The organism is Streptosporangium sp. NPDC004379, from assembly GCF_042873875.1.
Classification (GTDB): Bacteria; Actinomycetota; Actinomycetes; order Streptosporangiales; family Streptosporangiaceae; genus Streptosporangium.
In genome coordinates, this window is record NZ_JBIAMC010000004.1 from 422,464 (window position 1) to 446,072 (window position 23,609).

A 23,609-nucleotide genomic window follows, 5' to 3' on the forward strand; every position below is an offset into this window, starting at 1 on the left:
TTGCGTGAGCGTCCAGCAAGCCGATCCCCTCGAAGACGTCCTGGCCCTCGTCGGCACGACCAGCCGCCTGTCCGTCAGGCTGGTGGCGGGCGGCGAGTGGGCGCTGTCGTTCGAGCCGCCACCGGCGGTCAAGTTCAACGCGGTGCGCCGCGGCCACTGCCTGCTCACCGTCGAGGGTGTTCCGGAGCCGTTCGAACTGGCCGAGGGCGACTGCTTCCTGCTCACCCGGTCGCGTGCCTTCACCCTGGCGAGCGGTCCGGGGGTGCGTCCGGTCCCGGCAGGCCCGATCTTCGCGGCGGCCGACGGCGACGTCGCGCGGGTCGGCGCCGACGAGGACGTGGTCCTCATCGGCGGCCGGTTCGACTTCGGGGAGCGAGCCAAGGAACTGCTGCTCGACGTGCTGCCGCCGGTGATCCACGTTCCCGGGCACACCGCCGAGGCCGCGACCGTACGCTGGGCGCTGGAGCAGATCGACGCCGAGCTGCGTGCCCGGCCGCTCGCCTCGACCCTGGTCACCGGGCATCTCGCCCTGGTCATGCTGATCCACCTGCTGCGCCTGCACCTGGCCGGCGCCGGGGCGGAAGCGGCGTCCGGCTGGATGGCCGGGCTCGCCGACCCGGTCGTGGCGCCCGCGCTGCGGGCCATGCACGCCCGGCCGGCCCACGCCTGGACGGTGGCCGAGCTGGCCGGGGTCGCGGCGGTGTCCCGGTCGACGCTGGCCGCCCGGTTCAAGCACGTCGTGGGGCAGGGGCCGCTCGAATACCTGACCGCCTGGCGGATGGAACTGGCCGCCGACCGTCTGCGCCACGGCGACGACACGGTGGCGATGATCGCCCGTGAGGTCGGCTACGGCTCGGAGAGCGCGCTGAGCAGCGCGTTCAAGCGGGTCACCGGGGCATCCCCGCGTGAGTTCCGCCGCCGGGACCTCCGCCTCCGGCACGGCGGACGGGAACCGGCGTCCCCGCGTGAGTCCCGCCGCCGGACCGGCCCGGCGGGTGACGGGCGGCCGTGAGACGGGCGGTCATGAGACGGGCGGTCATGAGACGGATGGTCGTGTGACGGCGAAACGCCGGGCGGCCGTGAGGCGGCGAAAACGCCGGGAAGCCGTGGGACGGCGAAGACGCCGGATGGCCGTGTGACGGCGAAACGCCGGGCGGCCGTGAGGCGGCGAAAACGCCGGGAAGCCGTGGGACGGCGAAGACGCCGGGCGGCTGTGGGACGGCGAAAACGCCAGGAAAAGGCGGACAAGCCGGTGTTATCGTTCCAGGGCCGGCCGCGGGACTTCGGTGCGACTTCCGGAAACGGCTGTGAAACGTTGGCTTGCAGTTCGTGCCTCCACACCCCGGCCGGCGCCGTACCGTCGCGACCACCGAGAACGGGGCGATCACCGTGGCCGCTGAGAGCACGGAGACCTTCGCGGACCTGGTCGCCGCCGAGGACGTCCTGCTGTTCGTGAACGCCGCGATCACCTCCACCGGACAGAGCGAGTTCCACTCCGGCGCGGGCGAGCAGAGCCTGTCCCTGGCCTTCCTCCACGACTACATGGTCGGCAACTACCGCGACCTGTACGCGGCCACCCTCGCTCTGGACGTCAACCACCACAACGCCGCCCGGATCATCGGGAACCTGCTGGTCACGGCCGCCGAGGCGGACCCGGGCCGACGCCGGGCCGAGGGACGCCTGATCGCCCGGCGGCTGGCCCTGCTGCCGCCGCCCCGGGTCTACCGGCTGTTCCACGAGCTGCGCCGCGCCCGGGTCAACAACCGCCGCACCAGGGCGATCATGCGGGACTGGCTGGCCGCCCGTCCCGACCTCGCGTTCGACGCGGTGAAGTACCGCGGAGCCGTCAAGACCGCCTTCCGTCACGCCCACCTGGCGCCGGGAGGGGAGCTGGGCACGTTCCTGTTCGCCCCGCACCGCAAGGCCGCCTACGCCACGCCGATCCTGGAGAGCTGGCGGCAGGCCCACCACCGCAAGGCGGCGATCTACGACCTGCCCTACACGGTGGCCGAGGGGTTCGCGGCGAAGCACGGCATCCCCCGCGCCGCCTTCCTGGAGCGCATCGCGCCCCGGCTCACCCGGCTGGAACGGCTGCGCGTGCAGGAGTCGGCCCACACCCTCGGAGCGGAGGCGGCGCGCGCCGACCTCACCACGATGCCCCTGACCCGGCTGGCGTCCTACGTACTCGGTCTCCCACTGGACGACCGGGTGCGCCGCCGCGCCGAGCTGACGGAGGCGCTGCGCGCGGCGGCCCGCCGTACCGCGGGGGAGCAGGCCGGACGCTGGGGCCGGGTGGCCGCCGTGCTCGACGACAGCTTCTCGTCGTACGGCTCGGCGCAGAAGCGCCGCCGCCCGCTCGCCGTCGCGCTGGCCTGTGACTTCCTGCTGGAGGCGCTGGCCTCGCGGTACACGCCGCTGTGGTTGTCGGGCCGTACGGACTCGCTGCTCGTCCGCCCCCACGGCGCGACACCGCTCGGCGAGCGCGTCCTCGACGCCCTGGAGGCCCGGCCCGAACGTCTCGTCATCGTCTCCGACGGCTGGGACAACGCGCCGCCCGGCCTGGCGGGAGAGGTGCTGCGGGTCTGGCGCACCCGGCTCGACCCGGACGGCGCGTGCGGCGTCGTGCACCTCAACCCGGTGTACGACGCCGCCGCCTTCGACGTGCGGCGACTGGCGCCCGGCGTGCCGACCGCCGGGATCCGCGATGCCGAGGACCTCGTCGCCCTCGCGGAGCTGGCCCGGTTCGCCGAGGGCCGCACCGGGCTGCCGGAACTGCGCGCCCACCTGGCACGCCGCGTCGCGGCCTTCCTGGGCGCGGAGCCCCCGGGGGCCGGGGAGCTTCCGAAGACGGCGGAGCTTCCGGGTACGGCGGAGTCCACGGAGACCTCGCAGTCCCCGGAGCCCTCAGAGACGGCGGACCCGGTGCCGGACGAGGGCGACCGGACGGCCCGTACGACCGGGGAGGCAGGGGAGAACGCCCGGCGGACCCCGGGGGAGGACGCATGACGGAGGAGCTCACCCTCACCGGGCTCACCACCCGCCCGGCACAGACATGGGGCGGCGTGCGGCTCGTGCCGCTGGTCCGCGACGAGCCGATCGAGGACCTGCGGCTCGACGCCCTCCTGCACGACGACCCCGGCCTCGACGAGGACGCCCGCCCCGACGCCTTCCGCGGCCTCGACGTCGTCGAGGTCAGGCCGCGCAGGCACTACGTCTCCTACATCCCGCACGCGTTCGTGGCGACCTGGACGTCCGACGGCACGCCCGCCGCGGCGTACGGGACCCAGCTCCGCGACCCGGCGAAGAACGGTGCGCCCGCGCCCCGCCGCATGCCGCTGCGCTTCCACCACAGCATGGTCCGCCGCGAGGCGCGAAACCGGCTGCGCTTCATGCCGCAGCACCTGGCGATGGAGGGTTACCTGGCGCTGCACTTCGGCGGACCCGAGATCGCCTGGGAGGAGTGGTCGCGGCGTGCGATCGACCGCGGGCTCTCGCCCCGCGCCGAGGAGGCCTACACCGGCGTCCAGGTCCGGGGGCTGGCGGACGCGCTGCGCGTCTTCGAGATCCACCCCGGTCAGTGCGGCGCCGTCGTCTACGCCGCCGACGCCCTCGCCGCCGCGTTCGTGGTGCCGCACCCCGCCGACTACCGCGCGCTGCACGCCACCCTGGTCCACGACCTGTACGGCGAGCTGATCCACCACTACGCGACGCTCACCATGCCGGTGCCCGACTTCCGCGCCCGCGTCGTGGACGCCGAGGTGCGCTCGCTCGCCGACCTGCGCGCCGCGGCCCGCCGCCAGACGGAGGAGTGGGCCGCCTTCCACGACCGGACCATGGCGGCCGACCTGCTGGGCCCGGGATACACCCGCCGGAAGGTGTACACGATGGGCCGCTACCGGCTGTCCCGTTTCCTGCCGCCCTTCGAGCCGCAGCGGGGGAACCACATCGGCGAGCTCATCACGGACGAGGACGGCCGGCTGGCGTACCTCAAGACGTTCCGGCTGTCGCAGAGCCAGGTACGGCGCGGCCGCCTGCTCAACGACCTGGCCGTGTGCGAATGGAACCTGGCCGCCACCGCCGCCGCGCTCGGCGTGACCGAGCCCGAACTGGGCCTGCGCATCGAGGACGCGGGCTTCGGGCACCTGCTGCGCCAGGACGTCCTCGACCACTACCGCGCCCACGCCCGCCGCTCGGGCCGCGCCCGCTGACCCGGACCGCCTTCCCGACGGGAGGGCGGGCCGTACCGGGCGCGGGTCCCAGATGGCGAGCCGCGCCGGGCGCTCGGCTCCGGTCCCCGGAGCCCGCCACGGGCCCGCCCTTGACCTTGTCACCGGCGTCACGGTCTAGCATCGCGGTCCTTCGGCCCCGAAGGGGTTCCCTTCGGTCCCGAAGGAGTTCCCTCGGCGTCGAAGGGGTTCCCTCGGCACCGAGGGAACGGACACCATCGATGAACGGACACGACCGATGACCATCACCGCCACCCCCGGCGACCGCGCGTCCCTGCTGGACCACGACCGGCGTTTCTTCGACGCGCTGGTCACCGCCGACACCGCCGCGCTGGGAGACCTGCTGGCCGGCGACTTCGTCATCGTCGCCGTCAACGACGGCGCCGTCGCCACCGCGGCCGACCTGCTCGGCGCGATGTCCTCCGGAGACCTCCGGTTCCCGGCCGTGCGGTCCTTCCCGGAGGAGGCCGTCGTCCGCCGCGTCGGGGACGTCGGCATCGTCGTCGGGCGGACCGAGATGAGCTTCACCGGCGACGACGGGACGGCCTTCACGGCCGGCAGCCGCTACACCCACGTCTTCGCCGCCGACCCGGCCGGAGGCTGGCGCCTGGTCTCCGCCCAGGGTACGGAGATCAAGCCGGCGTCGTAGCCGGGTCCTGCCGGAGCGGCCCGGCACACGCGACCGGCGGCATCCCCCGGAACCGGCCGGCATCGGGACATGACCGATCGCCGGTCGGCGTCGGGGGTACGACCGATCGTCGGCTGGCCTCCGCGGACGCGTCGTGCTATTACTTGGACGAGTGACCAAGTCGTTCGACCAAGGCGATCGTCCGATGAGAGAGGCGGCACGAGGGTGAAGACGTCGGCGGAGCGCGGCCGGGAGGTGCGGCGGAAGCTGCTGGACGCCGCGGCCGAGCTCATCCCCGAGCGGGGGTGGGCCGCGGTCAGCACGCGGATCCTGGCCGAGCGGGCGGGTGTCGCACCCGGCCTGGTCCACTACCACTTCCCGTCCCTGCAGGCGCTGCTGAGTGAGGCGGCCCTCGACGTCATCGGCGGCGTCGTCGCGCAGACCGGTCCGCTGCTGGAGCGGGCCGAGACCCTGGACGACGGGCTCGCGGCGATGTTCGGCGCGCTCGACGCCTTCACCGGGAGCGACCCGGTGTCGGTGCTGTTCACCGAGACCTACCTCGCCGCCGCCCGGGACGAGGACCTGCGCCGCGAGTTCACCGCCCTGGTCACCCGGTTCCGGCGGGAACTGGCCTCCTGGCTCCGGGCCCGCGGACAGGAGGAGCCGGAGGAGACCGCCTCGGTGCTGGCCGCCGCCCTCGACGGGATGATGCTGCACCGGCCGCTGAATCCGGAGCTGACGTCGGCGGCCGTCACGACCGTCCTGCGCCGCCTCCTCACCCGCCCCGGAATCCGCCCAGGCACCCGCCCCGGAGGTGACGATCGCCGCGCCCGACGATGAGGCGCCGACCGGGTCCCCGTACCGAAGAAGCCGGAAGGATCGAGATGAGAAGAGCAGTGATCTGCGGGGCCGGCATCGCCGGCCTGGCCGCCGCCCAACGCCTGGACGCCCACGGCTGGGACGTCGTCGTGGTCGAGAAGGCGCCCGGCCCGCGCAGCCAGGGATACATGATCGACTTCTTCGGGCTCGGCTACGACGCGGCCCGGAGGATGGGGACGCTGCCCCGTCTGAAGGAACTCGGCTACCGGCTCGACGGGGTGCGCTACCTCGATGAGGCGGGCCGTTCCCGCGCCCGCCTGGACTACGAGCGCTTCGGCCGCGTGCTGGACGGCCGGCTGCTGAGCGTCATGCGCCCCGACCTGGAGCTGGCGCTCCGCGAGCAGGTGGAGGACCGCGTCGACCTGCGCTACGGCAGCGGCGTCACCGGGGTCGAGAACCTCGGGGCCGCAGGGAACGGTGGACGCGGCGGGGACGGCGGACGTGGCCGGGACGGTGGGGGCGATGGGGGCGGCGGGGCCGGCGTCCGGGTGACGCTCGGCGACGGCACGACGCTCGACGCCGACCTGCTGATCGGCGCCGACGGCGTCCACTCGGCCGTGCGGCGGCTGGTCTTCGGCGAGGAGGAGCGGTTCCTGCGGTATCTCGGCTTCCACACCGCCGCCTACGTGTTCGACGACCCCGAGATCTACAAGGCGGTGGACGGCCGCTTCTGCCTCACCGACACCGTGGGCCGGCAGATGGGCCTGTACGGCCTGCGCGACGGCCGGGTGGCGGTCTTCACCGTCCACCGCTCCGCCGATCCCGCCCTGCCGGAGGACGCGCGGGAAGCCGTACGGCGGGCATGCTCGACCCTCGGCTGGCTCGTCCCCCGGGCGCTGGAACGCTGCCCCGAGCCGTCGGAGGTGTACTACGACCAGGTGGCCCAGATCGAGATGCCGCGGTGGAACAGCGGCCGGGTGACGCTGCTCGGCGACGCCTGCGGCGCGGTGTCGCTGCTGGCCGGTCAGGGCGCCTCGCTCGCCGTGGCCGGCGCGTACCTCCTCGGTGAGCGGCTCGCGGCCGCCGACCCGTCGAGCCCCGCGGCCTCCCCGGACTCCGTGGAGTCGGCGCTGGCGGGCTACCAGGAGCAGTGGCTCCCGGTGGTCACCGAGAAGCAGAAGGTCGGGCGGAGCGGGGTGGAGTGGTTCCTGCCGTCGTCCCCGGCGCGGCTGCGGCTGCGCAGGATCGCCCTGAGGCTGATGAACCTCCCCGGCCTCGACAGGTACTTCGGCACGGCCCTGATCGGCAAGTCCGGCGCCTCCCTCGAATCCCTCAGCGGCTCCCGCTGACCGGTGACGTCCTGGAGTCGCACGCCCCGGACCGGGGTGAAAGAGGGGGGAGATCCGGGGGCGGACGCCGCCGAGGATGTGAAGCCCGCTCTCGGGTGTGGAAGCGGACGCGCCAGGTCAGACGGAATCCAGGGGGTGTGGATCAGGCTGCCGGGCTCCGGCTGACGTCTTCGTGCCCGGGAAGGTGACGGCGACCGCCACCGCGACGACGACGGCCAGCAGCGCGTCGAGCAGGAAGACGAAGTCGAACCGGAAGTGATCCGCGATGACGAGGCCGAGCACCGACCCCGTCATCAGACCCACCATGGCCGCCACCAGGGGCGCCACGGCCGCCGTCCACACCCGAGTGCCGGGGAAGGCGCCGGTCATGAACATGATGCCTGCCCGGATCACGACCGCGGCGGCCAGGCCCTGCAGCACCCGGCCACCGATCAGCACGCCGACGTCGGTGGCGAAGGCGCACACCAGGGACGCGAGGAAGAAGGCCGCGAGCCCTGAGATGAGCAGGCTCTTGCGCGCCTTCAGCGGAAGAACGACCGCGACGAAAGCCAACAGATACGAGTAGGTGATGCCGAACTCTGAGGTGGGGGGAACCGCCAGGCCGTCTGCGAGCGCCGGTCCCAGCGCGTTCAGCACGGTCACATTGGTCGCGAAGAGAAGGACGGCGAGGGTGAATGAGGCGAGCATCCATCGGCGTCTGGTCATATCCCGAACTCTAGTGATCGGCTGGTGATCGTGGTGAGAAGTGACCGATGCCCGGAGCCGGCCCCTCCCGAAAGGCCCCGGCGCGGGTCCGGGCGGGTCTCCGGAAGAGGGGGCCCTCTCTCACTCACCGGCCCGGAAAAGGGCATCCCGCGGTCCACATCGGACAGGCGTCCTCATGGCCGATCGCTTTTCTACCGGTCGGAGATGTGCGCACGGTGATACGCCTCGACCACTCCTTCGGGAAGACGGCCGCGCTCGCCGACGGCGTATCCCTGGCTGCGCGCCCAGGAGCGTATCCGAGCCGTGGTCGATTCCGCGGATGAACCGGTCAGGGGGACACCCGTCAACGCGCCGGCCGTCAGCGTTCCCACATCGTCGAGCACATCGAGTCCGTCGAGCAGGTCGTCGAGCCGGTCCCAACCGTCCTCTCCCGGCAGAGCGAGCGCGTTCCACGACGAGGACGCGCCGCCACTCTCCTCGCCCGCGACCTCGCCCGGCCGGATGCCCCGCCGGTCGAGCTCGGACCAGAGGGGTTCCAGGGCGGCCTCGGGGTCGAAGTGGAACTCGCTCTCACGGACCCGCCAGAACCGCCAGCCCGCGCGTTTGAGCTCCCGCTCCCGGTCGAGGTCGGCCTCCCGCTGCTCGGGCGTGCCGTGCCAGAAGTCACCGTCGCACTCGACCGCCAGACGTCCGCCCGCACCGCTCACCACGAGGTCGATCCGGCGGCCGTTGACCTCCACCTGGGGGACGACGTGGTAGCCGCGCTCACGGATGCGCAGGAAGACCCGCTGCTCGAAGAGCGAGTCGAACTCCGGATGGGAGACATCCGGGGTCACATCGTCCAGCGTGGCCGAGAGCAGCGCCGACGGGGGGTTCAGCAGGTAGGTGAGCAGCGATCTGCGCAGGCAGGCGGGAGAGAGCAGGTCAGGCGTGACGGAGTGGAACAGCCACATCTGGTCCTTGGCCCGTGACGCGGCCACGTTGAACCTGCGCTGCCATTCGGTGCTCGTCAGCGCGGACCGTCTCTCGGCGACCACCATGGACAGGAACACCACGTCACGCTCGTCGCCCTGGAAGTCGGGCGGCGTCCCGACGCGCAGCCTGCGCTTCTCCCACTCCTTGGTGTCCAGCCGGTCGAGCAGCATGCCGTGGATGAGCTGCGCCTGCGCTCCGCCCTGCAGCACGACGACGCCGAAGGTCCGCTCCCGGTAGGCCGGATCCTCCGTACAGGCGAGGATCCGCTCCACGATGGCCTCGGCCTCGGCGAGGTTGCGCAGCCGGGTCGTCGTCCCCTCGGTCACGGCGCCCGGCACGTACTCCGTCCGCAGCGGGGGCAGCCGGTCGGCGCCGAACTGCCGCAGTGGCACCAGCGGCTCGTCCGCGTAGAACTGCCGCGAGGAGAAGTCGATGATCTCCGGCATGCACCGGAAGTGCTCCTTGAGCCGCAGCACCGAGCCGAACCGCGTGGCCAGCAGGTCGAACAGGCTCGACTTGGGGGTGAACGCGTCCCGCAGGTACGCCGGGAGGTCCGGCAGATAGCTCGACAGCTTGGCGAAGATCGGTGCGAGCTCGCCGTGGCTCACGGTCGAGGGCGCGCACTGCTTGTCGTCCCCGACGACGATGACCCGGGGAGCGAGCCACAGCAGGAAGAGCGCCTCGATGCTCGCCTGGCTGGCCTCGTCGACGATGACCACGTCGAAGGAGTCCCGGACCGGCGGGATCGTCTCCAATACCTGCTGCAACGGCATGATCCAGGCAGGTACGGCGTCGCGGGCGTGCGACATCGCCTCGCGGGCGAGCGACTGGAACTTCGCGGCGTACCGGCCGGTGCCCTTGCCGAGCTTGCCCATGTGGTCCTGGTAGGAACGCAGCGCCGTGGTCTGCCGGGAGTTCATCCTGCTCAGCGCCGCCTGCCAGGACTGCTCGGCGGCGAGCTCCGCGGTCAGTCTCATCTCGCGGGCGGTCGCCGACTCCAGCTCGGCCTCCAGCCGCTGCTCCAGGCCGGGGCGGCGTTGCTCGGTGAAGAACGTCTGCGCCTTCGCCCACGCCCACGCCCTCTCCCACGTGGAGAACCCGGGCCGCCACGACCCGGCCTCGGACAGCAGGTGGAGCAGCGCCGGATGGGCGGCGCGGACCCGGCCGGCGAGCTCGTCGCAGTGCCGCTGCTCGGCCTGCTCCCGGTGCGCCTCGGTGAGCGCGTGCAGGCACCGCCGGTAGGCGGCGTCGTCACGTACGGCCACCGCGTTCGCGGCCTCGACGAGCTCTGGGGCGGGGGTGCCGAGCTCGACCTCGCGCCGCAACGCCGCGTGCAGCTCACCCAGCGCTGAGGTGGCCCGCGCGGCCTCGGCCCGGAGCCGTACGGCACGCAGCGCCGCGGCATACGCGGTCCAGTCGGCGGGCGTGCCGAGTCTGACGTGCGCGCCCGCCATGGTGAGCAGCCGCGTGGTCTCCGCCACCGCCGACAGGACGTGGCGCACCTGGCCGAGCCGGTCGAAGGCGTCCCCGAGCTGAGCCACCGCCCGCTGGAGCGGTACGTCCTCGGGGAACTCCACCCCGACGAGCCACCAGCCGCGCCGCAGTTCGGCCGCAGCGGCCCGGCCATCGAACTCCGCGACGACCAGCGACAGCAGCTCGGCGTTGGACGGGGGGATCCCGTCGACCAGCGTCCCTTCCAGCCATGGCGCGGCCCGTTTCTGCACGGCGGGCCTGAAAGGGCCGCGCTTGAGCTGGTTGCCTGCGGCGAGGTGGTCGCGCAGCTCCCGCATCGCCTGAAGGTAGGCTCCGGTCGCGCCCGGCGTGTCCAGCGGCGGGTGGCTGATCGCCCGGAACCCGACCGTCCTGACGGCGTCCCTGGCAGCGGCGAGCCGATCGGCGTGTGCGGCGAGTTGTTCCCAGACCGTGACCTCGCGTCCGGCCAGGCCGTCCCGCAGCGCACGGACCGTCCAGTCCTCGGAATCCCAGGCCGCCGCCTCCTCTGGCAGGTCGAGCCGGTGAAGACGCGCGGCGACGTCGGCCGCGATCCCCTCCAGCCGGGCGAGCAGGGCGGGGGTGAGGTGCTCGATGCGCCGGGAGACCTCCGTCTCGGCCTGCCGCGCCACGTCGTGCGCGGCGGACTCCGCCGCGATCAGGCCGTTCAGTCTCTCCACACCCGGCAGGGAGGCCACGTCGGGAAGGCGCTGGGAGAGCCGGGCCTTCCGCCGCGGCGTCTCCCCGGCCAGCAGGGTGATGAGTTCCGCCGCCTCACCGACGGTGATCGGGGCCGCAGGCGGCGCGGAGGCGGGCAGCGGTACCGGCATCCACGAGCACTCCGCCGCCTCCTGCCGCAGCCGCCGCGCGATGCCGGCGAGGGTGCCCGCGTAACCGGTCGCGACCTCGGGGTGGTGGTAGGTCTCCGACTCACGCAGAGCCCGGATCCGCTCGGTCAGCTCCGCGGTGGCACGGCGGGCGCCTTCGAGCTGACTCCGCTTCTCGGCGATGCCCCGGGCCTGCCGGGCGGGGTCGAAGGAGGAGAAACGGCCGGACAGCGCCTTGACGCCGCCTTCGAGCTCCGCCGAGCCGCCGCGGCCGAGGTCGGTCATGGAGACGCACAACGCGGCGATCTCCGCCGGGAGCTTGTCCCGCAGGACCCGCAGCGCCTGCGCCTTCTGGCTGGTGACCAGCACCCGCTGCCCCTGGGCGAGCAGCGCCGACAGCAGGTTGGCGATGCTGTGGGTCTTCCCCGTCCCGGGCGGCCCCTGGACGACGACGCCGTTGTCCGCCCCCAGCCGGGTCATGATCGTGCGCTGCTCGGGGTTGGCGGGCAGTGGGAACAGCGGGTCCTGTCCGAGGACGTCTCCTGAGACGGCCTTCCTCTCCGGAAGCTCCCGGAGGAAGGCCATGCGCTCCTCCGGTTCGAGAGAGCCGACGAGCTGGGCCAGCCCGAGAGGCGTCTGGGCGTCCGGGCCGGTCAGCGCGGAGATCATCTCGTCGTAGTAGGAGATGAGGGAGCCGTGGTCTCGCTTGCGCAATACGAGCGCGGGCGCCGGCCGTACCTCGGTGGGGCCACCGGACGCCTTCCCCGGCGCCCAGTCAGGCAGGAAGCGGGGCGTGGGCCTGACGTCGAGCCCGCGGTCGCACCATGCCTCCAGCAGACCGGTGACGCCGCTCTGCAACCCGGTGGCCTCCCCCTCCCGGACGCGCCGCCGCAGGGGGTCGGTCCGCTCAGGGGTGAACCCGTCGAGGTCGGCCAGAAGCTCGCGGTCCTGCAGGGCCGGCGCCGCCTCACCCAGCAGGACGTCGACCCGCTCGGTATCCGGATCCACCCGCAGGTGGAGGCGGGTCGCGATCAGGTGGTTGCGGATGCCGACGCCACCGGGGGCGGCCCAGGACAGCAGTCCGGTCGCCAGCACCAGCTCCCACTCGTCGTCGATCTGCCCCAGCTGGTTGGCGATCGAGTAGAGGTCGCGGTGCCAGCGCTGCTGCCGGACCCGCTCCCGCTCCCGGTCCGCCCACGCCCGCCATAGGGGAAGCCACGTCTCGTACGCGGTGACCACGTCGGGCCGGTCGTCCTCGGTCTCCGGCCGGGACACCGGGCGACCGTCCTCTCCGGGCTCCTCGATGAACCCCGGTCCGGTCTCCGACAGTTCGGGGGCGTCCAGCTCGGGGTCGATGAGCTCGTTCGGCCGCAGCCAGCCGTGGAGTTCCTCGGGTGGGGACGGGTGGGGGACGCTCCGGACGTGGTCGACGGAGAGGAGGACCTCGCCGGGCCCCGCCTCCGGACGGGGCCGTACGGCGTCGGGCAGGTCGACCAGCCAGAGCACCTGGCCGTGTTGCCGGACGTCTCGAACCGGGGCGCGGCGCGCGGTCGCCAGGTCGCGGAGGAACTCCACCAGGCGCGTGGTGGAGTCGATCAGACGGGGGTCCCGGGCCCGGGACTGCTGCGCGCTCACGCGGCTTGTCTCCTTCACGTCGTACGGCTCGTGCTCGCCGCATGATGTCCGTGCGAACCCGGCCCCTCCCGCCCAGGTGATCGGGCGGGTGGCGTGATGCTAGTGGTCGGTGATCTCTGATTGTTGGAACGTTCCCGGAATGAGATCACATCGGTGGACTCATCACCGCAGCGCCACCTGCGTGCCGCCGGAGAAGAGCGAGTCGTGCAGTTCGATCGCCTTGATCTTGAAGTCGTCGGGGACGTCGAAGAGCAGGATGCCGCTGACGCCGTTGCCGGGATTGATGTTGTTGAGGAAGGCGTTGGGGTTCTTTAGACCGAGCACGGCGGCCCCCGAGTCGGCGTCGTACTCGCGGCCGGCCGTGTCGATGAGCTTCTGCGCGGAGTCGAGGAACATCTGCGCCTCGTCGCCGATGTTCCTCACGGTGACGTGCACGAGGACGTACTGGCCCTGGGCGTCGGACCCGACGTACTGGTCGCCGACGCGCTCGACGCCCTTCTCCACCTTGGTCACGGTGAAGGAGAACTTGCCGTCCTTCACCGTGTCGCCGATGCCGGCCGCGGCCTGTTCTCCGGCTTTCCCGTCCTTCCGGTCCTTCTCGGCTTTCCCGGCGGGGGCGGAGACGCCGACGTCCGATCCGGGGGAGTCGCCGCCCCCGCCGCTGAGGAGCACACCGACGCCCACCAGGACCAGCCCGGCCAGGAGGACCACAGCGACGACGAACGCCCGCAGGCAGCCACCCCTCTTCGGCGCGGCCACGAACCGGGGGTGGACGGGCGGCGGACCGTACTGCGGCGGCGGGCCGTACCGCGGGGGCCGACCCTGCGGTTGGGGGCCGTGCGGGGGCTGCTCGTTTCCGTGCATGACGAGGGCTCGCTTTCGGGGGACGCGAGTGAATGGACTCTCGGGGGAACGCGAGTGGATGGACCGGGCGGCGCTCGCACGCCGCCCGGTCCTACGAGTTAACCACACTGTGAATTGAGTCAACAAGAACAAACCTGGTTTCGGGCGTATGGTGTGTATCGTCTTCCTCTGGTGGATCTCCCCTCCATCTGCTTCAATCTCCGCCCAAGCCGAACGAACCCCCATGGAGGCCGCGTGCTGTCGCTGCTGTCAGGTGATCCACGCGAGATCGGCCCGTACCGGCTGGTGGGACGTCTCGGCGCGGGCGGCATGGGGGTCGTCTACGCGGGCGTCGACGACACCGGCCGCCGGGTGGCGGTCAAGCTCGTGCACGAGCCGCTCTCCGTCGACCTGGAGTTCCGCCGCCGCTTCAGCCGGGAGATCTCCGTGCTGGACGGGGTGGAGGGCGTCTGCCTGGCCCGGGTCCTCGGCTCCGATCCCGGTACCGAGCGCCCGTGGCTCGCCACCGAGTACATCCCCGGTCCCACGATCGAGCAGCACGTACGCGCCGGGGGCCCGCTGTCCGGGGACGCCCTGTACGGCCTGGCCGCCGGGGTCGCCGAGGCGCTGGTGGCCATGCACGCGGCCGGCGTGGTCCACCGCGACCTCAAGCCGTCCAACGTGATCCTCGCCCCCGACGGGCCGCGGCTGATCGACTTCGGCATCGCCAAGGTGCTGGACGGCGGCACGGTGACGCACACCGGCACGCTCGTCGGCTCACCCGGCTGGATCAGTCCCGAGGAGTACGGCGAGGGCTCCGCGGGCACCCCGGCCGACGTGTACGGCTGGGCCCTGCTCGTGCTCTTCACCGTCACCGGCGAGCCCCCGTACGGCGCCGGCCGACCCGAGGTGCTCGCCTACCGCGTCCGCGAGGAGACGCCGGACACCGGGGCCGTCCCCGCCGACCTGCGCGACCTCGTCGAACGGGCGCTGGCCAAGGACCCCGCGGAACGGCCGGCCGCCGCCGAGGTCCTGGCCGGGGTCACCGACGCCTGGCGGAACCGGGCCGACGGCACGGCGGAGCCGGAGGCCGACGCCACGGCGATGATCCAGCGCACCTGGGTGCTGTCGCCCGGCGAGACGACGGAGTGGCCCGAGCCGCCCGCCGCGTCGCCGGCGACCGTGGCGGCCGCGCCGGTTCCGAAGGTTCCAGAGGTTCCGGCGGCTCCGGAGGTCAAGGCGCTTCCGGCTGGCGACTCCGCCGAGATCGCGCGCGGGCGTTCCGGGCCGTCGTGGGTGCACGCCTACATCGCCACGGCGGCGGCCGCTGCCCTGGTGGCGGTCACCGCGATCATCGCCGCCGCGGCGACCTCGTCCCCGGCGGAGCCCCTCCGGGAACGCTCCAATGAGACGACCGCCGGACCGAAGGCACTCGCCCAGTTCGCGGCCACGACTCCGCCCGCGCCGGTTTCAGGCTCCCCGACTCCGGCGACAGCACAGCAGACCTCGACCGGGGCGACGGAGAAGGCCCGGACGGTCCCGCGCTCCGGCGGTGAGGCCGTCTCCTTCCGGGGAATCGCGATGACGTTGCCGAAAGGATGGCGGCTGCTGCGCGTCCGCAAGGACCTGGCCTGCATCGAGTCGCCTAACGCGCGGGGGAGCAGCGGCCCGTGGGAACTCGCCTGCCGCCCCGACGCCATGGTGCTGGAGACCGGTTCCGGTCCCGACTCCTGGCCGGGCCGCTCCATCGACGACCCCTATTCGGGCTGGGCGATCGGTGACCCCGCGCCGTGCCTGGCCGGCGGTTCCGTGTTCCGCGATCCCAACGGCTCCTACGACGACCAGGACATCGGGGAGTTCGGTCTCTACTACGGCGTCTACGGGGACGGCGCCCGCCTGCGTCGTTCCAGCCTGGCCCGCATGTCGGACGGCAGGAAGGCCGCCTACCGGGAATGGTCGATCCCCTGCATGGTCAACATCGAGTACACGATGAAGATCTGGCATCTCCCCAAGTCGAAGGTCTCGTTCTACGTGCTCAGCGCGCGCCCGGAGGACGCTGCGGGCTACCGGCGGATCATCTCCTCGGTTGATCTGTCCGGATATCGCTACGCGGCACCATTGTGAGGCGGATTCGCGGTATGAAACGCGTATGAGACGCCGCGGGGGCCGACCGGCCCCGCCCGCCTTCGAACCACCTACCGGGCGCGGGACCACGGCCCCGACCTGCCCGCGGACGCCACCTCCCCCTGGCATGATCGACCGGCATCTCTACACTGACCCCGTGCGAGACATACGGCGGCCATCCGGTGTGCCGGTGCGGAGAAGGTGAGATCGCCGATGCGGGACAGCGCCACGGTGGCGGCGGCCGACATCGCCCGGCTGGCGGGGGTCGGCCGAGCCGCCGTCAGCAACTGGCGAAGACGCTTCGAGGACTTCCCCGCCCCGGTCGGCGGGACGTCGAGCAGTCCTTTGTTCTCCCTGACCGAGGTGGAGGAGTGGCTGCGCCGCCAGGGCAAGCTGGCGGAGGTTCCGCTCGGCGAACGCGTCTGGCAGGAGCTGCGGGCCGACGTCGAGGACCTCCGCCTCGCCGAGGCCGTCGGCCGGGTCGGCGCGTTCCTGCTCTTCCTCGACCGGTCCCCGAAGACGTGGGCGAAGCTCGCGAGGAAGGACGACGACGCGCTGTCCGAGTCGCTCGCCGCCGAACTCGACATGGACGACCTTCCCGAGCCGACGGGTGCTCCGTCTGTCGCGGTCGCCGTCCAGTTGCTGCGCTCCGTCGCCGAGCTGGCCGCCGGGCAGGGCGCCGCCGCGACCTTCGACTTCCTCTGCGAGCGCTACCTCGACGCCCACTCCCGGCGCGTCGTGACGCTGTCACCCGAGGTCGCGGACCTCATGACGAGCCTGTCCGCCGCCGGGGACGGCACCGTCCTCGACCCGCTGTGCGGTCTCGGCACACTTCTGCTGTCGGCCGCCGCCTCGGGCGCGACCGCCCTCTCCGGTCAGGAACGGGACGAGCACGCCGCCCGCATCGCCGCCGTACGGCTCCTGCTGCACGGCCACCCCGCGACGGTCCGCGTCGGTGACGCCCTGCGCGACGACCGTTTCCCCTCCCTCCAGGCCGACGCCGTCGTCTGCGGCCCGCCCTTCGCCGAACGCGCCTGGGGCTACGAGGAACTGTCCGGAGACGTCCGCTGGCAGTACGGCCTGCCCCCGCGCGGCGAGCCGGAGCTGCCCTGGGTCCAGCACGCGCTGTTCCACCTCAAACCCGGCGGCCATGCCGTGGTGCTGATGCCCTCCGCCGCCGCCGACCGCCGCTCCGGCCGCCGCATCCGCGCCCAGCTCCTGCGCGCGGGCGCGCTGCGCGCCGTGGTCGCCCTGCCCGCCGGGGCCGCCCCGAACGCCCTCGGCTCACCCCACCTGTGGATCCTGCGCCGACCCGAACCCGGCGACCCGATCCCGTCCCACGTTCTGATGATCGACGCCGCCGACCTGCCCTGGCCCCGGGTACGGGAGACCGTCCTGGACGGCTGGCGGTCCTTCACCGGCGTCCCCGGGGAAACCGCGGACGAGCAGGGGGAAGCGGGTCCCCGGGCAGCCGCGGCTGGGCGGGGAGGACCGGGTCTCGGGGGGACCGCTGAAACACAGGTGGGCGCGGACATCCAGATGGGCGCGGACACGCCGGGAGCCGTACCGCTCATCGAGCTGCTGGACGAGGACGTCGACCTGACCCCCGCCCGCCACGCCACCGTCCGCTCGGCCGCGAGCACCGGCCAGGAGTTCACCACCGCGCTCGACGCGCTGGCCGCCTCCGCCGCCGCGCTCCAGCGGGCCGCCGAGGACCTGCGCGCACTCACCGCGTCGGCGGACGAGCTGCCCAGGACCACGGTCGCCGAGCAGGTCAGGGCGGGCGCGATCGTCGTCTGCCAGGCGCCCCGCGGCGAGCCCGGCGCGGTCGCCGTTCAACAGGCGCCTCCCGGTGAGCCCGGCGCGGACATGGTTCCGGTGCTGACCGTGGACGACGTGATCGCCGACCGCCCGCCCACCGGCCGCGCCGCGCCCGCCCCCGTCGCGTCCGCCCCTGCCCCTGTCACGTCCGGCTCCTCGACCACGTCCGCCCCCGGCGTTGTCGTCCTCGAACCCGGCGACGTCGTCGTACCGGCCGGAAGCCGGGTCCTCGCCGCCCGTGTCGTCACCGAGGGCGGCGCGTTGCTGGGCCCCGGCCTGCACCTGCTGCGTCCCGACCTCGAACGGATCGACCCCGACTGCCTCGCCGGCTTCCTCCGGATCGCCGGCTCCCAAGGCCCTCGGCGCGGCCAGACCGGCGGCTCCCGCTCCGACATCCGCCGCGTGGAGCTGCCCCGCCTGCCCCTGGCCGAGCAGCGCCGCCTCGGTGACGCCTTCCGGCGGCTGGCCGCCGTGGAGACTGCGGCGTCCGGCCTGGCGGAACAGGGCTCGGCCCTGGTACGGCTGGCCCTCCAGGGCCTCGGCGACGGCACCCTCCGCGGCTGACCGCCTCTTCGGGGTCGGCCCATGCCGCCCCGTGACGCCCGGCTTTTTCCGGCCCGTCCCGATTCCGCGGCCTCAGGCTCGGCTGCCGTCCTCGTGCTCGCCCCAGCCGGGCCGCGGCCCACCCCCTGTGGTGCCGGCCGGTGGCGCCGGCGCACTAGCTCGGAGGAAGCACGGCGACGGCCACGACGACGCTGTTGACGACCGTGGCCGTCACGGTGCGGTTCACGGCCTCCGCCGCGGCGTGGGCGCCCCAGTCGCCGCGCTCGAGCTCCTCGGCCCGCTCGATCACGGCTGACGTCCAGGGGATCTCGGGGTGGAACCGCGGAAGCGTCCCGCTCGCCGAGAGCAGCGCCGCGAGCGCGGCCACGCGGGCCGACGGCTCCGTGCCGTCCACGAGGACCCGCCGGACATCGGCGAGGAGACGGGCTCGTCGCCCGGTCCCGCCGTCCCGGAGGGCCGTCGTACGGAACAGGCCGAGCAGCCTGTGCGGCTCCCGGTCGATGTCGCCTCGTCTGACGAGCCTCTCCAGCACCGGTTCGCGCAGGGCGGGGCCGATCGCCGCGAGCGCCGCCTGCACCCCCCGCGGCTTCTCGGACAGGTGGTCCCACGCCGGGCGGAGGAGATCATCCGAGGGCGGGTGACCCTCCGTGCCCCTGACCCGGTCGCGGGCCTCCACGGTCAGGTGGCCGCCGAGGGCGAGGTCGGCGAGCACGGCTCCGCCGAGGACGTAGAAGAGCGTGTTCTCACCCGCGATGGTCCCGGACCCGGGCTGGAACAGCAGGAGCAGGAGGTCTTCCGCCAGGGCCGGGACGGCCGGCGGGGATTCGGCGGTCATCGGCGGGGCTCCCAGCGGAAGAGGCGGGTGGCGAGGACGACGGCGACGACGACCCAGCCCAGGGTGGGCGCGAGCAGGAGCAGGGAGTCGGCCACGGCGACGCCGCCGTTCCAGGCGTTCACGGTCAGTTCGGTGGCCGCGCCGCCGGGCAGCAGCCGTTTGAGCCAGGTGAGGTCCGCGGTGCCGCTGATGCCCACCCAGCTCGCCACGGCGATCACGCCGAGGGTGACCGGCAGGGTGGTGACCTGGGCGTGTTCGGGGGAGTTGGTCAGCCCGGCGGTGGCCAGGGCCAGTCCGACCATCATGGCCAGGGCCGCGAGCGCCGCCGCCACGAGCAGGGCGACGTCGGCCGGTCCACCGGCGACCACGGCCAGGGCGATCAGGATCGCGGTCACCTGGATCACGGCCAGCACGGTGACGGGCAGCAGCAGGCCGGTGAGGATGCCGGCGTCGCCGGCGGCGGTGGAGCGCAGCCGCTTGAGGAAGAGGTTCTGGCGCCGGGAGGCCAGGGTGGTGACGGCGGTGGTGTAGAGCCCGAACGCGGTCACGGTGAAAAGCACGATCGCCGCGATGTAGCCGAGGCTGCCGATGGCTGTGAAGGTCTCGTGCTGGCGGACGAAGAGCACGCAGACGGCCACGGGGATGATGAGGCTCGTGATCAGCACGAGCCGGTTCCTGAAGATCTGGACCAGTTCGCTGGACGCGATGGACAACACGGTGAGGCTCCTTCCCGAAGGACGAATCAGTGGTCGATGGCCCGGAACACGTCGTCTAGCCGGGTCGGCCCGGCCTCCAGGTCCCGCAGCTCCACCGCGTGCTCCTCCGCCCACCCCAGCAGAAGGTGCAGGTCCTTCTGCAGTTCGAAGGTCTCGACCACGACCCTCCCGTCCGCGTCGGCGACGGCCCGCACCGGCGGCGACGGCATCGGCGTCGGCGTCGACGGGGAAGGGGAAGGGAGGGAGAAGCGGATGACGGCCGGCAGGGTGCGGGTCAGCTCGGAGACGGTTCCCTCCCGGTGGAAGGTCCCCTCGTGCATCAGCCCGATCCGGTCGGCGCGCTGCTGCGCCTCCTCCAGATAGTGGGTGGTGAGCACGATGGTCGCGCCGTTCTCGCGCAGCCGGTCCACGGTCGCCCACACGGCGTCGCGGGAGGAGATGTCCAGGCCGGTGGTCGGCTCGTCCAGGAAGATCAGCTCCGGGGTGCCGTAGACGGCGGTGGCGAAGTCCAGCCGTCGTTTCTCCCCACCGGACAGCTGGGACACGCGCCGGCCGGCCCGGCCGGTGAGGTCGACCAGGTCGAGCACCCGGTCGACGTCGTCGGCGCGCCGGGTGAGCCGGCCGATCAGCCGGACGGACTCGCGGACGGTGAGGTCAGGGGAGAAACCGCTCTCCTGGAGCATGACGCCCATCCGTGAACGAACCGCTCGCCGGTCACCGGGGTCGTGCCCGAAGACGCGTACGGTGCCCGAGGTCGGCGTGCGGTGCCCCTCGATGGTCTCCAGTGTCGAGGTCTTCCCGGCCCCGTTGGTGCCCAGCAGCGCGTAGAGCTCCCCGGGCCGCACCTCGAAGGACAGATCCTTCACTGCGTGGAAGTCACCGTAGGTCACGTTCAGCCGGTCGACCTCGATGACGGGCGTGGTAGACATGTACCCATGACAGCGGGTACGCACGCGACGCGTCAGTGGCGCGGTGTCACGACCGCATGTGACGTGGTGTCACTGGTCATGGCCGGTGGGGGCCGGACACTGGGGTCGTGACCGAACGACCGCCGCGCTTCACCGAGTCGACGCAGGGACGACTGCGCCGCCTCAACCTGGCGACGTCCCTGCCACCGGTCGTGTTCGCCGCCGTGTTCCTGCTCTACACCGACACGCATGCCTGGTGGCACCTCGCCGTCCTGGCGCCGGGCGCCGTGGCGGCCGTGGTGGCCTTCGAACGATGGACGGCGGACGACCTGGCGCGGGTGGCGCTTCCCTGCATGATCGTCGCGGCGGTGGTGTGGCCGCTGGGGGTGCTGGTGACCGGCAGCCCCAACGCGTACTGGGGGGTCTGCGCCGTGGGCTCCTTCTCACTGCGCGAGGTCCGGCGGCGTCGAGGGCCGGCGGCGGCCGGTCTGTTCGCCTACGTCGCCGCCGTCGGCGCGGCCCGGCTGCTCGTGCAGCGGGACGACGTCCGCGAGGTCCTGGTCGTCTACGCCCTCGTCCCGACCGTGCTCACCGCGCTGGTGATGCTCATGACGGCGGTGGGAGAGCGGTTCTACGACCTCATCCGGGAGCTCGAACAGACCCGGGAGCGCGAGGCGGAGCTGGCCGTGGTCCGGGAGCGGTTCCGGTTCGCCAGCGACCTGCACGACATCCAGGGCCACACCCTGCACGTGGCCAAACTGAAGATCGCCCTGGCCCGGAGACTGCTGCCCCACGACGCCGCACGGGCGGACAAGGAACTACGGGAGACGTACGCGCTGGTCAGCGAGACCATCGCGCAGACCAAGGAACTCGCGCACGCCCAACGGAGGCTCAACCTCACCGCGGAGATCGAGAACGCGAAGAACCTGTTCGAGGCCGCCGGCATCCGGGTCCGGGTGACCCGGGAGGCCGAAACCGACTCCCGCGCCGGCGAGCTGCTCGGCCAGGTGCTGCGGGAGACGACCACCAACATCCTGCGCCACGCGCAGGCCACCCAGGTGCGGATCACGCTCGCCGAGTCGGGCATAACCATCGTCAACGACGGCGTGACCGCCACGACGCTCCCCGAGCTCAGGGGGCTGGCGGTGCTGCGGCGACGGGTGGCGGGCGACGGAGGCGAGCTGACCGTGGAACAGACCGGCGAGCGGTTCCTGACGGCGGCGGTCTTCCCGCCCGTCCGTGCCGGCGCGGCGCCGGAGGTATCAGCGGCCCCGGCGGCCCCGGGGGAGAACGGCCGATGACCACCATCGTGCTCGCCGACGACGAGGCGCTGCTGCGCACGGCCCTGGCCGCGCTGCTGCCGATGGAGGGCGACATCACCGTCCTCGCCGAGGCGCAGGACGGCCGGACGGCGATCGACGCCACCCTGCGGCACCGGCCCGACGTGCTGGTCATCGACCTGGAGATGCCGGGCGTGGACGGCCTCGGCGCGGTCGCCGAGATCCGCCGCGCCCACCCGGAACAGGTGGTCCTCATGCTGACCCGGCACGCCCGCCCCGGCGTGCTGCGCAAGGCGTTGAGGCTCGGCGTCCAGGGCTTCGTCAGCAAGTCCGCGGAACCGGCCCACATCGTCTCGGTCATCGCCACCCTGCACGCGGGCAGACGCTGGATCGACTCGGACGTGTCCGCGCTCGCCGTCACCGACGACTGCCCCCTGACCGACCGTGAGGCCGACGTGCTGCGGGTCACCGGCGAGGGCTACTCGGTGGTCGACATCGCCGCGCGGCTCCACCTCGCGCCGGGCACCGTACGCAACTACCTCTCCAACGCCATGCGCAAGACCCAGACCCGGACCCGCCACGACGCGGCCCGCTACGCCCGCGAACACGACTGGCTGTGACGGGCGATCCCGCGGGTATCCGCCGTGGGACCGTACGACACCGATCGATGGACCGAGGACATGACCACCACCTGGATCACCACGCCGATCAGCACGGACATCCTGCGCGGCGCGCTCGACCTGCAGCGCACCGCCCGCGGCCTGCTGCCGCACCGGCTGCCCGCGTGGGCCCGCGCCCAGTACACCGACGGGCAGCTCGCCATGGTGGAGGCTCAGCCCGCCGGCGTACGGCTGGCCTTCCGCACCCGTGCCACCGCGGTCGAACTCGACACACTGCCCACCCGGCACACCTACACCGGCCTGCCGCCCCGCCCGGACGGCGTCTACGACCTGCTCGTCGACGGCCACCTGACCGACCAGGCCGGAGTGACCGGCGGCGACACGGTGACCATCGACATGGCCGCCGGGACCGCCGACCACCGGTCCGGCCCACCCGGCACCGTCCGCTTCACCGGCCTGCCCGACCGGGTGAAGGACCTCGAGATCTGGCTGCCGCACAACGAGACCACCGAACTCGTCGCCCTGCGCACCGACGCCCCGGTCGAACCCGTACCGGAACGGGGCCGCAGGGTCTGGCTGCACCACGGCAGCTCCATCAGCCAGGGTTCCAACGCGACCAGCCCCACCGCCACCTGGCCGGCCGTGGCCGCCTCCCTCGGCGATGTCGAGCTGGTCAACCTCGGCTTCGGCGGCAGCGCGCTGCTCGACCCGTTCACCGCCCGCACCATGCGGGACATCCCGGCCGACCTCATCAGCGTGAAGATCGGTATCAACCTGGTCAACGCCGACCTGATGCGGCTCCGCGCCTTCACCCCGGCCGTGCACGGCTTCCTCGACACCATCCGCGACGGCCACCCCACCACGCCGCTGCTGGTCGTCTCACCCATCCACTGCCCCATCCACGAGGACACCCCGGGGCCCGGCGCGTTCGACCCCGCCGCCTTCAGCGCCGGGCAGGTGCGCTTCATGGCCACCGGCGACCCGGCGGAGCGGGCGAGCGGGAAGCTGACCCTCGGCGTCATCCGCGACGAACTGGCACGGATCACCGCCCAGCGGGCGGCCGGCGACCCGAACCTGCATCACCTCGACGGCCTGGACCTCTACGGCGAGGCCGACTTCGCCGAACTGCCGCTGCCCGACCGGCTCCACCCGGACACCGCCGCCCACCGGCGCATCGGCGAACGCTTCGCCGAGCGGGCGTTCGCCGCCGACGGCCCTTTCGCGGGGCACGGCTCCTGACCGG

At 72.9% G+C, this 23,609-nt stretch carries 17 protein-coding genes; 11 read left to right on the top strand and 6 right to left on the bottom strand.

Annotated features, from left to right (window positions below):
* The first annotated feature begins 4 nt into the window (after nucleotides 1-4).
* From ACFYSC_RS11855 to ACFYSC_RS11880, 6 genes are all read left to right on the top strand, one after another.
* Nucleotides 5-1,012, top strand: a complete 1,008-nt coding sequence (locus ACFYSC_RS11855) for an AraC family transcriptional regulator (protein ID WP_389960126.1) — start codon at nucleotides 5-7, stop codon at nucleotides 1,010-1,012.
* Between the two features lie 317 nt (nucleotides 1,013-1,329).
* Nucleotides 1,330-3,006, top strand: coding sequence for a hypothetical protein (locus ACFYSC_RS11860; RefSeq protein WP_389960320.1), 1,677 nt, complete (start codon nucleotides 1,330-1,332; stop codon nucleotides 3,004-3,006).
* The gene (locus ACFYSC_RS11865; RefSeq protein WP_389960128.1) at nucleotides 3,003-4,208 is read left to right on the top strand and encodes a hypothetical protein; all 1,206 of its coding nucleotides are present in this window, start codon (nucleotides 3,003-3,005) and stop codon (nucleotides 4,206-4,208) included. The genes ACFYSC_RS11860 and ACFYSC_RS11865 overlap by 4 nt, the downstream gene beginning before the upstream one ends.
* A gap of 256 nt (nucleotides 4,209-4,464) precedes the next feature.
* Nucleotides 4,465-4,875, top strand: coding sequence for a YybH family protein (locus ACFYSC_RS11870; protein ID WP_389960130.1), 411 nt, complete (start codon nucleotides 4,465-4,467; stop codon nucleotides 4,873-4,875).
* A gap of 204 nt (nucleotides 4,876-5,079) precedes the next feature.
* Nucleotides 5,080-5,694 (top strand): TetR/AcrR family transcriptional regulator, encoded by a 615-nt coding sequence (locus ACFYSC_RS11875; protein WP_389960132.1) that lies wholly within the window; start codon nucleotides 5,080-5,082, stop codon nucleotides 5,692-5,694.
* 44 nt (nucleotides 5,695-5,738) lie between these two features.
* Nucleotides 5,739-7,022: an FAD-dependent monooxygenase gene (locus tag ACFYSC_RS11880; RefSeq protein WP_389960134.1), complete on the top strand. Its 1,284-nt coding sequence runs from the start codon at nucleotides 5,739-5,741 to the stop codon at nucleotides 7,020-7,022.
* A 117-nt stretch (nucleotides 7,023-7,139) separates the two neighbouring features.
* Here the strand turns inward: ACFYSC_RS11880 and ACFYSC_RS11885 are convergent, their stop codons facing one another.
* The 3 genes from ACFYSC_RS11885 to ACFYSC_RS11895 all read right to left on the bottom strand — a co-directional run bounded on the left by ACFYSC_RS11885 (nucleotide 7,140) and on the right by ACFYSC_RS11895 (nucleotide 13,519).
* Nucleotides 7,140-7,727, bottom strand: coding sequence for an MFS transporter (locus ACFYSC_RS11885; protein ID WP_389960136.1), 588 nt, complete (start codon nucleotides 7,725-7,727; stop codon nucleotides 7,140-7,142).
* Nucleotides 7,728-7,918: 191 nt separating this feature from the next.
* Nucleotides 7,919-12,655: a histone-like nucleoid-structuring protein Lsr2 gene (locus ACFYSC_RS11890; RefSeq protein WP_389960138.1), complete on the bottom strand. Its 4,737-nt coding sequence runs from the start codon at nucleotides 12,653-12,655 to the stop codon at nucleotides 7,919-7,921.
* Nucleotides 12,656-12,817: 162 nt separating this feature from the next.
* On the bottom strand, nucleotides 12,818-13,519 hold the full coding sequence (locus tag ACFYSC_RS11895) for a DUF4352 domain-containing protein (protein WP_389960140.1): 702 nt from the start codon (nucleotides 13,517-13,519) through the stop codon (nucleotides 12,818-12,820).
* Nucleotides 13,520-13,753: 234 nt separating this feature from the next.
* On the opposite strand from ACFYSC_RS11895, the gene ACFYSC_RS11900 reads away from it, so the two are divergent.
* Nucleotides 13,754-15,622: a serine/threonine protein kinase gene (locus tag ACFYSC_RS11900; protein ID WP_389960142.1), complete on the top strand. Its 1,869-nt coding sequence runs from the start codon at nucleotides 13,754-13,756 to the stop codon at nucleotides 15,620-15,622.
* 213 nt (nucleotides 15,623-15,835) lie between these two features.
* Nucleotides 15,836-18,007 carry an N-6 DNA methylase gene (locus ACFYSC_RS11905; protein WP_389960144.1) on the top strand — a complete coding sequence of 724 codons (2,172 nt, stop codon included), beginning with the start codon at nucleotides 15,836-15,838 and terminating at the stop codon, nucleotides 18,005-18,007.
* Nucleotides 18,008-18,161: 154 nt separating this feature from the next.
* Here ACFYSC_RS11905 and ACFYSC_RS11910 read toward each other — a convergent pair whose 3' ends face one another.
* Genes ACFYSC_RS11910 through ACFYSC_RS11920 form a run of 3 tightly spaced genes read right to left on the bottom strand, consistent with a single transcriptional unit; the run spans nucleotide 18,162 to nucleotide 20,487 of the window.
* The gene (locus ACFYSC_RS11910; protein ID WP_389960146.1) at nucleotides 18,162-18,842 is read right to left on the bottom strand and encodes a GPP34 family phosphoprotein; all 681 of its coding nucleotides are present in this window, start codon (nucleotides 18,840-18,842) and stop codon (nucleotides 18,162-18,164) included.
* Nucleotides 18,839-19,558, bottom strand: coding sequence for an ABC transporter permease (locus ACFYSC_RS11915; RefSeq protein ID WP_389960148.1), 720 nt, complete (start codon nucleotides 19,556-19,558; stop codon nucleotides 18,839-18,841). Before ACFYSC_RS11915 ends, ACFYSC_RS11910 begins: the two co-directional genes overlap by 4 nt.
* A gap of 26 nt (nucleotides 19,559-19,584) precedes the next feature.
* The gene (locus ACFYSC_RS11920; protein ID WP_389960150.1) at nucleotides 19,585-20,487 is read right to left on the bottom strand and encodes an ABC transporter ATP-binding protein; all 903 of its coding nucleotides are present in this window, start codon (nucleotides 20,485-20,487) and stop codon (nucleotides 19,585-19,587) included.
* 107 nt (nucleotides 20,488-20,594) lie between these two features.
* On the opposite strand from ACFYSC_RS11920, the gene ACFYSC_RS11925 reads away from it, so the two are divergent.
* From ACFYSC_RS11925 to ACFYSC_RS11935, 3 genes are read left to right on the top strand one after another with little or no spacing between them, the layout of a single operon-like run.
* Nucleotides 20,595-21,767, top strand: coding sequence for a sensor histidine kinase (locus ACFYSC_RS11925; RefSeq protein WP_389960152.1), 1,173 nt, complete (start codon nucleotides 20,595-20,597; stop codon nucleotides 21,765-21,767).
* Nucleotides 21,764-22,366, top strand: a complete 603-nt coding sequence (locus ACFYSC_RS11930; RefSeq protein WP_389960154.1) for a DNA-binding response regulator — start codon at nucleotides 21,764-21,766, stop codon at nucleotides 22,364-22,366. The genes ACFYSC_RS11925 and ACFYSC_RS11930 overlap by 4 nt, the downstream gene beginning before the upstream one ends.
* Nucleotides 22,367-22,426: 60 nt before the next feature.
* Nucleotides 22,427-23,605 (top strand): SGNH/GDSL hydrolase family protein, encoded by a 1,179-nt coding sequence (locus ACFYSC_RS11935; RefSeq protein WP_389960156.1) that lies wholly within the window; start codon nucleotides 22,427-22,429, stop codon nucleotides 23,603-23,605.
* Nucleotides 23,606-23,609: the final 4 nt, after the last annotated feature.